At 45.7% G+C, this 14,904-nt stretch carries 9 protein-coding genes and 1 riboswitch; of the genes, 3 read left to right on the forward strand and 6 right to left on the reverse strand.

The features are described 5' to 3' along the window. Nucleotides 1-2 precede the first annotated feature (2 nt). Both AYJ58_RS16910 and AYJ58_RS16915 read right to left on the reverse strand, forming a co-directional pair. Nucleotides 3-3,080 carry a transglycosylase domain-containing protein gene (locus AYJ58_RS16910; RefSeq protein ID WP_106651006.1) on the reverse strand — a complete coding sequence of 1,026 codons (3,078 nt, stop codon included), beginning with the start codon at nt 3,078-3,080 and terminating at the stop codon, nt 3-5. Nucleotides 3,081-3,214: 134 nt separating this feature from the next. After that, nucleotides 3,215-3,793 (reverse strand): thymidine kinase, encoded by a 579-nt coding sequence (locus tag AYJ58_RS16915; RefSeq protein ID WP_012089650.1) that lies wholly within the window; start codon nt 3,791-3,793, stop codon nt 3,215-3,217. Between the two features lie 542 nt (nt 3,794-4,335). Here AYJ58_RS16915 and AYJ58_RS16920 point away from each other — a divergent pair. Together AYJ58_RS16920 and AYJ58_RS16925 are read left to right on the forward strand one after the other, a co-directional pair. Next, a complete protein-coding gene (locus tag AYJ58_RS16920) occupies nt 4,336-6,441 on the forward strand; it encodes a multiheme c-type cytochrome (protein WP_106651007.1) in 2,106 nt (701 codons plus the stop codon). 203 nt (nt 6,442-6,644) lie between these two features. Further along, on the forward strand, nt 6,645-8,795 hold the full coding sequence (locus AYJ58_RS16925) for a M3 family metallopeptidase (protein ID WP_106651008.1): 2,151 nt from the start codon (nt 6,645-6,647) through the stop codon (nt 8,793-8,795). Nucleotides 8,796-9,082: 287 nt separating this feature from the next. On the opposite strand, the gene AYJ58_RS16930 is transcribed toward AYJ58_RS16925, so the two are convergent. The 4 genes from AYJ58_RS16930 to AYJ58_RS16945 all read right to left on the reverse strand — a co-directional run bounded on the left by AYJ58_RS16930 (nt 9,083) and on the right by AYJ58_RS16945 (nt 13,997). Continuing rightward, the gene (locus AYJ58_RS16930) at nt 9,083-10,150 is read right to left on the reverse strand and encodes a GGDEF domain-containing protein (RefSeq protein ID WP_157825783.1); all 1,068 of its coding nucleotides are present in this window, start codon (nt 10,148-10,150) and stop codon (nt 9,083-9,085) included. A gap of 236 nt (nt 10,151-10,386) precedes the next feature. Further along, nucleotides 10,387-11,949 (reverse strand): Na+/H+ antiporter NhaC family protein, encoded by a 1,563-nt coding sequence (locus AYJ58_RS16935; RefSeq protein ID WP_106651010.1) that lies wholly within the window; start codon nt 11,947-11,949, stop codon nt 10,387-10,389. A gap of 79 nt (nt 11,950-12,028) precedes the next feature. Continuing rightward, a riboswitch (Lysine riboswitch) is annotated at nt 12,029-12,225 on the reverse strand. A gap of 95 nt (nt 12,226-12,320) precedes the next feature. Next, nucleotides 12,321-13,247 (reverse strand): electron transfer flavoprotein subunit alpha/FixB family protein, encoded by a 927-nt coding sequence (locus AYJ58_RS16940; RefSeq protein WP_106651011.1) that lies wholly within the window; start codon nt 13,245-13,247, stop codon nt 12,321-12,323. Beyond that, the gene (locus AYJ58_RS16945) at nt 13,248-13,997 is read right to left on the reverse strand and encodes an electron transfer flavoprotein subunit beta/FixA family protein (protein ID WP_106651012.1); all 750 of its coding nucleotides are present in this window, start codon (nt 13,995-13,997) and stop codon (nt 13,248-13,250) included. A 311-nt stretch (nt 13,998-14,308) separates the two neighbouring features. Here AYJ58_RS16945 and AYJ58_RS16950 point away from each other — a divergent pair, with 311 nt between their 5' ends. After that, nucleotides 14,309-14,701, forward strand: coding sequence for an H-NS histone family protein (locus AYJ58_RS16950; RefSeq protein ID WP_106651013.1), 393 nt, complete (start codon nt 14,309-14,311; stop codon nt 14,699-14,701). Nucleotides 14,702-14,904 lie beyond the last annotated feature (203 nt).

Genomic DNA, 14,904 nt, shown 5'->3' on the forward strand with positions numbered 1-14,904 from the left:
CTTTACTCGTTTACCACACACATACCCTGCTCGGTTTTCACATAGGGAGACAAAATAGGCATCATGCCTTTCATCACTTGCAATGGTAGCGCAGAGGTGAAACTAAAATCATCGGATTTACTGCCGGGCACGAAGGCCGTTAAAGTGCCGAAGTATTTATCCCCCAGATAAAACACGAAGGTCGCGGTGCGGTTCATGGCAGTCGTCGCCACTTTTTTACCTTGCTGCATCTGAGTCACGATACGGTTATCACCGGTGCCGGTTTTCCCGCCTATGGCTAACATCTCGCCTTTTTCATCGGTAAAAATGCCCTTCAAACGACGGGCAGTACCGTTTTGCACTACGTTCGCCAGCGCCGCTTTTAAGGCTTGTGCCACTTCATGGCGCATCACTCGCTCACCTTGGGTGTTCTGATTCTCCAGCGTCACTTCATAGGGCGTATCCGCGGCAAAATGCAGCTGATTGATACGCACGGTAGGCAAACGATAGCCATCATTCTGAATAATGCCCATGAGTTCGGCTAAAGCAGCTGGTCTATCACCCGAGCTGCCGAGCGCCGAACCTAAGGATGGCACCATAGCATCAAAGGGGTAACCTAAACGCGCCCAACGCTGATGTATGTCGAGGAAGGCTTCCACTTCAAGCATCACTTGCACTCGAACGTCACGGGCGTTTTTATGTCGCGTCCTAAATAACCAACGATAAACCTCTTGGCGTTGTGCTTCACTCGCCTGTTTCACATCGTTCAAATTCGCATCGGGATTGTGATTAAGATAATCCAGCACCCACAATTCCAACGGATGCACCCGTGCGATATAACCTTGATCCGGCAGGTTATATTTATCAGGGCCGTACTTGTTATATAAGCTCTTAATACGACCATCGGTATAACTCACCTGCGGCAATCTTTGCTGCAGAAAAGCCTTAAATGCCGACATAGGTTCATCGGGCGAGAGGTAGCGATACGCCGACGTTAATTGTTGCTCCGACTGGGATAAACCGTCGAAGAACATCCCAAAACGCTCATTCGCAGCCACTTTTTTATACTTGCGATAAAACTTAGTGACGAAGGTATTGCCCTCTCTATCGGCAAATACCCGCAGGTATTCGTCGCGGCGCGGATCTTTATCATTACGCAGCAACTGGGCCATATTGCCCTCGTTTTGCATACTGCTGCTGTAATTGACTATGTCACGCATGAGGCGCACAAACGGTAAGTTAATCGAATCCTGCAATGCTTGGTAGAGTGTCGGTGTTTTAACATCTTCCGATTTTTTAAAGTTATTAAACACATGCAAACCACCACCAGTAAAGAACTGCTCACTGGTTGAGGAAGAATATTCCCGCTGTAGCGCTGCATCTAACATGCGATCTAAACGTCTATCAGGATTTACAATCAAATAATCAATCGCCCAACGGGTTAAGTGATCCCTAGGTTCGATAATGATTGATTCCAGTTCAATACCATGTTTTTTCGAATATTTTTCGTGGATCTCGGCGATGATTTCTAAGTAGGTCGCCATCACCCGCAATTTAGCGGTTGAACCCAGTTCCAACTTACTGCCTTCGTTAATATCAAAGGGTTGGTCGGTACTGTCGGTCTGCACACGAACTCGGTTGGCGGTGTCGGTACGCTCGTAAAGCGTAAAGCTATACAGCACGTTTTGCAGTTGGCTTGGCTCGAGTAAACGCTCGCCCAATAAACCCACTTGCTCAGCGGTCGACACTTGCGCCAGGCTGCGTAAGTAGTGACTCACTTGCTGCTGTAAATCACTGTGCAAGCTACTGTTGACCGTCAAGTCGAGTCTGTCTAAATCGTACAGCCCCACATTTAACATGCCCGCGGTACGAATACGCACTGTATTCACGCCCTTATCTGCGCCCGATTGCGTATTTCGTTGCGGCTTAGTGACCCTAAACTGCAATTTCTGCGCGAGTGCGGCATCGCGCAGACCACGATCAATCAAATAATATTGGCCGAGTAAGCGGATATGACTATCGACTAAGTTTTCAAGATCTTCATGACCTTGCAATAAATAGTATGAAGGGCGACGCTGGGCAATCATCAAGGCGACCACTTGGCGGAATACTTGTCCGCGCTTGGCGGCATTACCCTTGATTTGTGGCGATGCTAACAGCTTGTTTGCAGTATCGAAATCGGTGCCAAACCAGGCCCACAGCCCGTCACCTATACCATGCACTTCACCATGATTGGGCGCCGAGGATAATGGCACTGTGTTTAAATAATCTTGGACGATACGCTTACGAGCGGGTTCAGTATTCTCACCTTGCTGGTACACGCGCACACTGGCCGAGCCAATTTGCAGTAACTTATCCTTGATGCTTAAGGTTAAGCCTTGGGAAGAATGGCGGAATTTTTCAATCTGAGTCGCCAGCGTACTGCCACCGGCGGTGGACACATTCATGCCGACCATCTCTGCAATTTGGCTCATCCCCGCCACCACAAAGCGTGGCCAGTCGATCACCGGATTGAGTTTATCTTCCGTGGTCCATAACTCGCGGTTTTCAATAAACAATAAGGTATTAACGATTTCATTGGGGATCTTATCGTCGTCCTGATAAACCCGTTTGGGATAGGCGAACTCGTACAAATCGGTATTGCGACAATCGAGCAGCGTTAAGCCAGATTGGGCCTTTTCGTGATAAGGCGGGAAAAATCCCAGCTGCGCGTATTCCAGCAAGGCAGGCGAAAACGCCACTTGCTGCGTCACCTGAAAATTCCGTTGCAGTAACCTGTCAATATACTGAGGTAACTTGCTATAGCCATGGCGCTCATCGAAAGGGCCATAACTTGGATAAATCACCGCTGTGCTCGGTGAGTTTTCTAATTCATAGGTGAGCGTCTTAGCATATTGATTGATGTATTTGGCTTGATAAAACGAGGTTTTAACTTCAAGACCAATCAATAGTGCGATACAGCAAATTAAGATAAAAAATAAGAACCAGACCCTGCCCTTAGATCTGGCTTTACGCGGAGTCTTAACCTTCACCTTAGGTTCGGGTTGTGGTGGACGAGGACGATAATTTTCGAACTTCATCTCTGACGGGGAATTAGGCAAAACAGCTCCAAAAAAACACTAAAATAAATATCTTTCATGCAACTCAGCAAATCCGTTGCCACTCAGTAAAACAAGACATCAACTCATTAAGCCACACAAAAAACTCACCGCCAACAACACCCAGCTAGCAAAGACTAATCCCAGATGAACTCACGAAAATGTTTACGGCAAACGGACTCGTAGCTTTCATTTCCACCAATCGCCACTTGCTCACCCTCGCGCATCACTTTTCCCTCGCCGTCGAGGCGCACCACCATGTTGGCTTTACGGCCACAATGGCAAATGGTTTTCAGCTCAACCAACTTATCGGCCCACGCTAATAAATAATGACTGCCGCTAAAGAGTTCGCCCTGGAAATCCGTTCTTAAACCATAACAGAGTACAGGAATATCAATATTATCGACCACATGTGTCAGCTGCTTAACCTGTTCTTTACTCAAAAACTGGCACTCATCTACCAGCACACAGCTTAATGGTGTGGCTTGATGCACATCGCTAATCATCTGAGTCAGATCATCTTGGCTGCTAAAAACCTGTGCATCCGTTTCAATGCCGATGCGCGAGGCCACTTTACCTTTGCCATATCTGTCATCTATGGAGGCTGTCATCACTAAGGTATTCATACCGCGTTCGCGATAGTTATAGGATGACTGTAATAAGGAAGTGGATTTACCAGCGTTCATCGCCGAATAATAAAAATACAATTGAGCCAAGACTTATACCCTTTAAAAAACGTTAGCGCTTACGCGTCTGCCATCGGAGCCAAATTGGCCGCTAGTCTAACATTGCGCTTCACATCAGAACACTAGCAGCGACTAAGCTTTTATCATGAATTACTGCAACTGCGCTGACTTATCCAGCGTTTTATTCTCCCATCGTCGACTTAACCAACTCCAGCTCACTTTATTTAATCCTTTGCACGATAAAAGCCATCACCAGCCACCAAATGATTAAATTTTGTTAACACAAGCTTAATTTAACCTTAAATACTGTTTTATAAGGAAATAGTAAATAAAGCTAAATTTCAAAAGTGAGATCTACCTCCAAAGTATTAAGTGTTAATGGGCTTGCGCTCAAAAAACAAACATCTTGTTAACAGTAATATTTCATTCGAGACAAATCGTGCTCATTTTAAAAAAAGAAAGTATTCGATAGCTTGCAAATTAAAGCTAACGGTCAAAGCACTAACCTACCCTGCAAACTTTAGTGCTCCACTCCGTCCTTTATGCGCATATTGGATCAAATGGAGATAATGATGAGAATTTTCACCTCTAGAAAACTGGCATACTTAGTGGCTCTAGCACTAACTGGTGCTCTTGTTGGTTGTGGCGATGATGGCAAAGATGGTGTCGATGGGGCTCCAGGCACGCCCGGTATTCCGGGAACACCTGGCACGCCAGGCACCCCTGGAGAACCTGGAACACCACCGCCAGTCACCAGCTCAACGCTGACGAAAGTCGAAGTGATCAGCTACAGCTTTGGCGAAGGCAGTATCAGTTACGAATTTGAAATTACCGATGAGAATAATAATTTAATCAACGGCCTGCAAAACGCAGAGGCAAAAGTCGCGGCGTTAACCGATAAGGGTTTCATTAATAACCGTACCGAAAGTGATCTCAATGGCGTTGCAGACAATGTGCATATTGGTGGCGCGGCAACTCAAGCGACTGAAGGCGCCACACTGACCTCTTTAGGCGACGGTCACTACACTTTTGTGGCCCCAATGTTAGGCGTCAATCCTAGTACTGAAGGCATTGTGTGGTTACGCGTTGGCGGCAATAGCGCAACAGGTATCGCACGTTCAGCCCCCTTAGTGGTCAATAAACCCGAAGGCACTCATTCCACCACAATCGATAGTTGCTATTCCTGTCACGTCGATTACGCCACAAGTCCTCGTCGCCATGCAAGCTATGTTGCAACCGGTATGGACGGTGAAGTCACCTTCGTAGAAGGCTGCTTAGTGTGTCACGGCTCAGTGAGTCGCGCAGTGGTCAATGCGGAAGGTTTCTCTACGGGTGGCTATACGACAAACACCTTATCTAAAATTGGTCATATCAATCACCAAGATTTTACTAAAGACTTTTCAGTACAAAACTGTTCATCCTGTCACGTTGAAGCCCCAACTAACATTAACCTAGCAGGACCCGGCTGTATCGATTGCCATGATAGTGGTGGTGTACCAGGCGCTATTATCCCAAGTAATGGTGCCGATGTCCGTACTATGCATGAAGGCAAGTCTGGCATTACTGAACGCCAAGCTATACGCGCTAAGTACAAGGTCACATTAGCTGCCCCAGTGAAAGTCGATGATATTTCAACGAAAACAGATCACTATGCACCAACAGGTGCAGCAGCGGCAGTCACAGCCCCAGGCTGGTGTACAACCCTCACAGTAAAAGATGTCGATGGCAATATCTTTAGTATCAAAGATAACTTCAACTACTCAGATCCGCTGGTATTTGATGCCAAGAAACCGCTGGTATATGCCGGAGCCTATCTGCATGCCTATGAAAATGGCAGTTTAGTGGGCCGCCCAGGTAATCGTACTAACTATTACTATGGTTACAATACCGACGGCACTAAGAACATCTGTCACTTACTGACGGATATCAGCGCAGTGAATGCTAACTATGTTTACTCTGCCCGCGTGACATTCAGTACCGCAGGTTGGATGGAATATGATGGCAATCAACGTTATCAAAGTAATGGCAGCCTAAGAGCGACAGGTTATGACGGCTCCATGGGCGTATCCTTTACCGCCTACTCAGACGTCGTTAACCCTGTCACGGCTCAAAAAGTCTCAGGCTTTGAGCGTCGTGAGATAGTGAGCGCTAACAGCTGTACCACTTGCCATAACGATGCCACTGCATTCCACAAAAATGGGGCCTTCGATGACGGCGGTAATGGCTGTATTGCTTGCCATGACAACGGTATGGCGCGGACATCAGCCGCTTTAGGCGCAGGTTTTGGCCCTATGGTTCACAGCTGGCACTGGGGTAATGGCGCTAAAGTTGGTGAAATGAAAGCGGATGGAACTCAAGCGAATGCGGCTAACGGTGCAGGGGCGATCAATCCTGTCACCAGTTGTGTTACCTGCCATGATAAAGCGATTGATTTAGATAACATTCCTAATCAATACATTTTGGAACCCGGCAGCAAGATGACCAGCCCTGTATCTGCAAACTGCTATGCCTGCCATACGATTGATTCTGCGAAAGCGCATATGGTGAGCAACGGTGGTGAGATCAGCGTTCCTAGCGTGGCAGATTGGTTTAAACAACCAACGACTGAATCCTGTGCAGTATGTCATAACTCAGGTAGAAGCTCTGGTATTGATAAATACCACAAGTTTACTCGCTAATTAATCATCTCATCATCGCGTGCTTAAATAGTCAGTAAAAAGCGGTACCGATTTTCCCTGCAAGGAAATCGCCAAAGGAGTCTCATCAAAACGGGACTCCTTTTTATTTAGCCACAGCCCGATAACAAGCCATTTTCAGTCCCATTTAAGTTACTAACGTTACAGTCCTAAAAAAACAACAATTCAAAGGAAGTCACTCAATTATGCGTAAACGTTTTATTGCCATCGCCATCGGCGCCACACTCACCGCCGGATTTATGGCAGGTTGTAGCAACACAGAAAGCAAAGCCCCTAACGCCATGTCGGTACAAGCCCAAAACCCCTTGTTTCAAGTCAGTCGCCTACAATATCAAGCGCCCGACTTTAGTATCATCAAGAATGAGCACTTTACACCTGCACTAGAGCAAGGCATGGCCGAGCACTATCAAGAAATCCTCGCGATTGCGAATAATCCCGCAGCGGCCAGTTTCGATAATACTATTGTCGCGATGGAAAAAAGTGGCGCCCTGCTCAGCCGCGCATCGAGTGTGTTTTATAATTTAGCGGGTTCTAACAGCAATCCAGAACTGCGTAAAATCCAAGGTGAAATGGCGCCCAAAATGGCGGCCCACTCGGACAATATCAACTTAAATCCAGCGCTATTTGCCCGCATCGAAGCCATTTATAACGATCGCGCTAACCTAGGGTTAACCCCAGAAGCTGTGCGTTTGGTTGAGGTCTATCATCAACGCTTTATCATGGCGGGCGCTAAACTCACCGACGAGCAGAAAGTGAAGATCCGTGCTCTTAACGAAGAACAATCGACACTAACCAACGAGTTCTCCCAACGTCTACTGCGCTTAACCAAAGAAATCGCCGTGGTCGTGGAGTCTAAGGATGAGCTTGCAGGATTAACTGACAGCGAAATCACTTCGGCCGCAAACGATGCTAAAGCGGCGGGTCACGATGGCAAGTATCTGATCAACATCACCAACACCACTCGTCAGCCCGTATTGGCGTCACTGGAAAACCGTGAACTGCGCCAACGCATTTGGGAAGCCTCTGCTAATCGTGGCTTAAGTGGTGAAAACGAAACCGCATCTTTAGTGTCTCGTTTAGCACAACTGCGCGCTGAGCGCGCCGCGCTATTAGGCTATGAAAACTGGGCCAGTTATCGTCTAGCGCCGCAAATGGCCAAAACGCCTGAAGCGGTATACAGCATGTTTGGCTCTATGGTGCCAGCCGTGGTTGCCAATACCGAGAAAGAAGCGGCCGATATCCAAGCTATGATCGACAAGACTGGCGGCAAGTTTGAACTGGCGCCATGGGACTGGGAATTCTACGCAGAGAAGGTTCGCCAAGAAAAATACGCCCTCGATGCCAATAGCATTAGACCATATTTTGAGTTTAACCGCGTCCTCGAAGACGGCGTGTTCTACACACTCAAAGAACTCTATGGCGTGACCCTAAAGCCGCGTCCTGATTTACCGGTTTACCATCCAGATGTAAAAGCCTACGAAATGTTTGATGCCGATGGTTCAAGCATGGCCATTTTCTACGCCGACTATTTTGCCCGTGAAGGCAAACGTGGCGGCGCTTGGATGAGTTCGTTCGTCGGCCAATCCTTCCTCGAAGGCACTAAGCCTGTCGTGGTTAATGTGATGAACATTAAGAAGGCACCAGAGGGTCAACCGACCTTCGTCAGCTACAACGAAGTCACCACTATGTTCCACGAAATGGGCCACGGCACCCACGGCATGTTCTCCAAAGTGACTTACCCAAGTCTGGCAGGCACCTCGGTTTCCCGTGACTTTGTAGAATTCCCATCAACCTTCGAAGAAGACTGGGCGGCCCATCCCAAAGTGTTGGCCAACTACGCGAAACACTATGAAACGGGCAAACCCATTCCCGATGAACTACTGCAAAAACTGTTGAAATCCGGCAGCTTTAACCAAGGTTTCGATACGTTAGAATATATGGCTGCGGCGCTAGTAGACATGGAATGGCATTCATTAAGCCCAGATGCACAGTTGCAAGATGTCGCCACCTTTGAAGCCAATGCCCTGAAAAAGCACGGCTTAAATATCACAGCCGTACCACCACGTTACAAATCAACTTACTTTGCCCACGCCTTCCCGGGTGGTTACTCAGCAAGTTATTACGCGTATATGTGGAGTGAGATTTTAGCGGCGGATGCCTTTGCCTATGTGCAAACCCAAGGTGGTCTAAACCGTGAAATCGGCATGAAATACCGCAAAACTATTCGTGAAGTGGGCAACAGTATTGCACCAATGGAAGCCTACAAAAATTTCCGTGGACAAGAACCAACCACGCAAGGATTACTTAAACGCCGCGGGCTAGATAGCAATATTTAAATTGATGCTAACAAGCTAATTTCACTCAATTGAATGCCTTTAGGCGATAGATCTTCAGCCAACAATTTGTTGGCTGTTTTTTTTAGTTCTTCTTATCACCGCTATATTTAAGACCAATCACCTTAAATATCTAACCAATTCAGAGCATCAGTGACATTTGAATCCAAGACGCACTGACTTAAATCGCCATATCCTTTTAAGTCAATGCAACACGTAAAGAGTGTGCCTGCAAGGCAAATAAAGAGCGGATTAAAAGCGATTTATACCTTTAATAATCAGATAGATAATCAACATTTATGATATAGCACAACCCGATTACGTCCCGCTGCTTTGGCAGCATACATAGCCTCATCTGCAAATTGAAATAACCGCTGTGCATCCGTTCTCTGCTGTGGATAAATGACGGCCACCCCAACGCTAACAGTGATCGTAAACTCACGCTCTGTAAAACGAAATACACTCGCAGACAAGTTTTGGCGAATCGTTTCAGCTAATGCCAACGCTTTTTCCTCAGTTGCATTAGGCAATAGAATCACAAACTCTTCACCGCCATAGCGTGCAACCTTTATATTATCCTCGATTAATCTATTTAAAATGAGACCAATTTGGCTTAAACAATGATCACCAGTCAAATGTCCATAAGAGTCATTGATCATTTTAAAATGGTCAATATCGACAAGAAGTAAGCCATAGCTTTGACGAGACTCTACAGCCTGCTGGATCTCTTGTTCAAAAATCTGATTGAAACTACGCTGATTCATTAAACCCGTTAAGTCATCGGTACGAGCCAATTCGGCGAGCTTAGCCGAGTAGTTTTTTAACAAATATGCCTGATGAAACAAAGACCAATATTCCCTATGGTGCATCATAGCGATCCTATAAACAGGTACTGTAGAGGCCCATAGCAAACAGGCAATATACACATTATCACTCCCCTGTTTGGCAAAATAAGCAATCGAAATGGGCAAAATATAACTAATGAGGTAAATGCGTAATTGCACTTTATCGATACAGAGACTCAGGCTAATAAAGGCATATAAAATGCCAAAAATAACCATAATGAAATGACCCATAGACTCAAACTCTGGATGGTAGACAATAAAAGCAGTCACTCCACTCCAAGTGGCACTATTGGCTAACAATCCCACATAAAGCCCTAAACGATTGGTATGCGGATCTTTCTTAGATTTCACATAAAAATCATATACAAAACTCAAACGAATTACGCCTGATGACGCCAAGAATGCAAAGCATACCCACATCAATTCCCAAGGAATAATATTGCCTAATAGCACATTGTAAGGAATAACAATACAGCTCCAGCAGGCAACATAAATGAGGGCACCAGTAAACATGCGCCAAGTGATATCCCGATTGAACTCAATAAGTGCATCCTGCTGGTAGTCATCATGATTTTTAGGTCGCACACTTATCCTTTACTATTCATAACCCGTTTCATTATAGATGAAAAAAGGCACAAACCTTAGCTTGTGCCTTAATGCTTATGCATTCGCAATGTTACAAAACTCTAGATTCAAAATACTGGTATTGCGCCTACATGTTTAAAATAAAAATAGTCGTAACTTACGTGTTAAACACTTTTAGACTTAATTTTCAGCACAATAACACTGAGCACAAATACTAGCGCACACGCGACTAAACCCGCAGAGACTGATTCAGTAAATCCAAGTACGACATAACCTGTTAAGCTAATAAATGCCGCAATCAATGCATACGGTAGCTGAGTGACGACATGGTCGATATGGTGACAACTCGCGCCCGTAGACGACAAAATCGTAGTATCGGAAATCGGTGAACAGTGATCGCCAAATACCGCGCCAGCCAGCACAGAGGCAAGCATAGGCAACATCATGCCAGTGTGACTTCCCATCGCCATATCCGCAGCAATCGGCAACATAATACCGAACGTGCCCCAGCTAGTACCAGTTGAGAACGCAGTAATACCCGCTAACACAAACATGAGCGCTGGCAAAAAGGCGAATGGAATATTACCCGTCGCGAGACTCGCCATAAACTTGCCGGTTTCGAGTTGACCAATCACGCCAGCGATGGTCCAAGCAAATAACAAGATATAAATGGCTGGCAGCATAGAACGGGCGCCCTGCACTATGCCTTTGACTATCAGGGATTTCTCAACGCCTTGGACTAAATTCAATATCAGCGAAATCGCTAAACCGATTAATGCACCAAAGAAAAGGGATGAACTGACATCTGTTTTCTCAAACGCTGAAATAATATTAAATTCAATCCCTTCAGCGGCAAGTACTTGAGCGCCGCTGTTAATCATAAAATACAGGGTCGCAAATACCAGCACAGTAATCGGCAGGAATAATCCTAAGATCTTACCGGTTTCGGCTTCGGGTAAATCCGCATTCGCCCCTGGCGGTAATCCTTTTGACTCATCGTATAAATTACCACGTTGGGCATTGAGTTCATGCTCGCGCATTGGCCCAACATCTAATCCCATAAAGACTACGAAAAGTAATAATAACAAAGAGAAGATTGCGTAGAAATTCATTGGGATCATTTGAATAAAAATACTCAAATGACCCGTATCAGCAAAACCATGGGCCGTTAATATTCCACCAATAAGCGCAATAATATAGGCGCCCCAACTTGATACAGGAGAAATAACGCACACAGGAGCGGCAGTCGAATCTAATAAATAAGCTAACTTAGCGCGGGAAATATAATAACGGTCGGTAACAGGTCTAGCGACCGAACCTACGACTAAGCTATTGAAATAGTCGTCAATAAAAACCACACACCCTAAAAACATGGTTAATAGTTTAGCATCACGTTTATTACGTATATGTAAACGCGCCCAATCGGCAAAAGCCCGCGCGCTGCCACTGACGGTAATTAACGCTGTGATCATTCCCAGTACAATTAAGAAACCGAGAATATATAAGTTCCACGAATTAAGGCCTTCGCCCGTCCAAAAAAGTCCTTTAACGCCATTAAATACAAATTCACCCGTCGCTACAGGTGAAAATTGATTGAGCAATAAAGCACCAATTAAAATACCTAACCCCAAAGAAAGCAGTACACGGCGAGTTAAGATCGCCAACACAATAGCCACCGCAGGCGGCAGCAAGGAAAGTGCCGAATCGGCATAATTCATAACAGTCATTGATTATTATCTTCGTTAAATACGAATGGAGGGCGACTGAACTGGTGGGGAAAGGCAATAGATACCCAAGGTCACCTGTCCTATCAGTAGCGCTCCATAGTAACTATTTCCAACATCCGTATTGGAAAATACTATGGCAGTGTTGCACCTATTAAGTGCAACCCCAGCAGTTGATCGTGATAAATCGAACCACTTCGGCACCAAATCCTTTCGCAATCGATCAACGGAATCACCCTACTGATCACTACTAATATTTGGCGCGCCTCTACTTCTAAGAACGCCCGTACGCGAGCGTGAGGCACATAAAAACATAAGCGGCTTAACAGATGCTACCGCAAAGCCACTTAATGTGACCTAGATCACAGATTAAATCAACCGAGACTTGTGATCAGCTCAGGAACCGCCTCAAATAAGTCCGCAACTAAGCCATAATCGGCAACTTGGAAAATAGGCGCTTCCGCGTCTTTATTGATAGCAACGATAACTTTCGCGTCTTTCATGCCCGCTAAATGTTGAATCGCGCCAGAAATACCCACGGCAATATAGAGATTAGGCGCCACAATCTTACCAGTTTGACCCACTTGTAAATCGTTAGGCACAAAACCCGCGTCAACGGCTGCGCGTGATGCGCCAACCGCAGCACCGAGCTTGTCAGCAAGCTGCTCTAACATGCCGAAGTTTTCACCACTACCCATGCCGCGGCCGCCAGATACGATAATGCCAGCATTACCTAATTCTGGACGGGCTGATACCGTCAAAGATTGAGAAACAAACTGAGTTCTCGCTTCAAACACTTTATCGAGTGTCGTCACAGCCGCGCTGTTACCTTCTGGCGCAGCATCAAAGGCACTGGCGCGCACTGTCATCACTTTGATAGCATCATGGCTTTGCACTGTCGCTAAGGCGTTGCCCGCATACACAGGGCGCACAAAAGTGTCCGCACTGACGACGGTAATGACTTCAGAGATTTGCGCAACATCTAATAATGCCGCCACGCGCGGAAGCGTGTCCTTACCTAAGCTCGAAGCCGAAGCCAGAATGTGGCTATAGTTAGGGGCTAAGTCCACCAGCAATTTGGCAAAATTTTCCGCTAAATGCGCTTCATACACGCTAGCATCGGCAACGAGCACTTGGCTAACGCCTTGTAGTGCCTGTGCAGCTTGGACAACCGCGCCACATTGGTGACCCGCAACCAATACATGCACTTCATCGCCAATGGCGCGGGCGGCAGTGACGATTTTTGCCGTATCGAGTTTCAGTGCGGCATTATCATGTTCAGCTAATACTAAAATGGCCATTTAGATCACCTTCGCTTCATTTTTTAACTTTTCAACTAGCTCAGCTACCGACGCTACCATGATGCCTGCTTTACGTTCTGCTGGCGGAGTGACCTTCACAACCGTTTGGTGACTCTTTAACGTCACGCCCAAATCAGCCACAGTAAAGACTTCTAATGGCTTACGCTTGGCTTTCATAATGTTAGGCAGTGAAGCATAACGAGGTTCGTTCAAACGTAGATCGGCAGTCACAACTGCAGGCAGCGGCATAAGTAAGGTTTGCATACCGCCGTCAACTTCGCGAGCGACTTGCACAGAATGACCTTCTAATTTGATTTCAGAAGCAAAGGTCGCCTGTGGCATATCCATCAGCGCTGCGAACATTTGACCGGTTTGATTGTTATCGCCATCGATAGATTGCTTACCAAAAATCACCAGTTCGGCTTGTTCTTTGTCTTGTACCGCTTTGAGCAATTTGGCGATAGATACTGGCACTAGTTCGTCTTCAGTATCGATATGGATCGCACGGTCTGCACCTAATGCGAGCGCAGTACGTAATTGTTCTTGAACGGCTTTATTACCAATACTGACAACAACCACTTCAGTAGCGCTACCCGCTTCTTTTAAACGAACCGCTTCTTCTACTGCGATTTCACAAAAAGGGTTTAACGCCATTTTTAGGTTTGCGGTGTCAACACTTGTATTGTCAGCTTTGACCCTGACCTTCACATTGGCATCAACAACGCGCTTAACGGGCACCAATACTTTCATAGGGTTTCCTTCCTACACTTTCATGTACATGGACAAAACATTGGTTAATACCAATGCAGGATAGAGCAACTTTACGTCCTGTTAACGTTAACGTCAACCAAAGTCAAACGCCTGTTTGCATTTTTTAATCCTCAGCAACGGCTACTTTTTTGAACACTTATTTGAGGAAATAAGAAAAGTTCAAAATATAAATAATATTTAATTTACTTAAAATGCATAATTTTATTTGATTCGAGCTATATTAGTTTCTATCATTTAGCTGTTGTTCACCATTATCCTGTATTAAAAATTAGAGTGGGACGAAAATAGATATGAGCGAATTTTTAGAGATATTAACTCACGGCCGTCGTTTTAAAGCAGCAGTTAAAGAACTTAGCGTTGAAGAGTTACGTGATTTAGCCGACAAATTAGATAAAATTTTAGTAGAACGCGAGTCTATGGCTGAGGAAGAAGAACAAGCCATGGCAGCTCGTAATGCTAAGATTGAAGAAATCCGTCAACAAATGGAAGCCGTTGGTTTATCCATTGATGACTTAGGTGGCGTAGCTGTTAAAGCAACCGCGAAAAAACGCGCTCCTCGTCCAGCTAAATACCAAATCGAAGTTAACGGTGAAATGGTTCAGTGGACTGGCCAAGGCCGTATGCCAACCGTATTTAAGAACGAGATCAACAAAGGTCGTTCTATGGAAGATTTCTTAATCTAATCCAATTCGGTGTGGCGGTTCGAGTAACCAACACCTATTTGCATAAAAGCTCGCATTCATTGCGGGCTTTTTTATATCCATTATTGGCTGCAATCTAAAACAACAAGCGTTAATCCCACGCCTCATTCCCGCTCAAATTGCGTTACAATTCAACCTTAGTATTTACATCTGCTTTCAGTTACTCTTTATTCACCCTCACCCGA

It is taken from the genome of Shewanella sp. Pdp11, assembly GCF_002838165.1.
Taxonomy (GTDB): domain Bacteria; phylum Pseudomonadota; class Gammaproteobacteria; order Enterobacterales; family Shewanellaceae; genus Shewanella; species Shewanella hafniensis.

Excerpts from the sequence above, each read along its gene's own strand:
- AYJ58_RS16920 (WP_106651007.1), top strand. The coding sequence starts at position 4,336 with ATGAGAATTTTCACCTCTAGAAAACTGGCATACTTAGTGGCTCTAGCA.
- AYJ58_RS16925 (WP_106651008.1), top strand. The coding sequence starts at position 6,645 with ATGCGTAAACGTTTTATTGCCATCGCCATCGGCGCCACACTCACCGCC.
- AYJ58_RS16930 (WP_157825783.1), bottom strand. The coding sequence starts at position 10,150 with ATGTTTACTGGTGCCCTCATTTATGTTGCCTGCTGGAGCTGTATTGTT.
- AYJ58_RS16935 (WP_106651010.1), bottom strand. The coding sequence starts at position 11,949 with ATGACTGTTATGAATTATGCCGATTCGGCACTTTCCTTGCTGCCGCCT.
- AYJ58_RS16940 (WP_106651011.1), bottom strand. The coding sequence starts at position 13,247 with ATGGCCATTTTAGTATTAGCTGAACATGATAATGCCGCACTGAAACTC.
- AYJ58_RS16945 (WP_106651012.1), bottom strand. The coding sequence starts at position 13,997 with ATGAAAGTATTGGTGCCCGTTAAGCGCGTTGTTGATGCCAATGTGAAG.
- AYJ58_RS16950 (WP_106651013.1), top strand. The coding sequence starts at position 14,309 with ATGAGCGAATTTTTAGAGATATTAACTCACGGCCGTCGTTTTAAAGCA.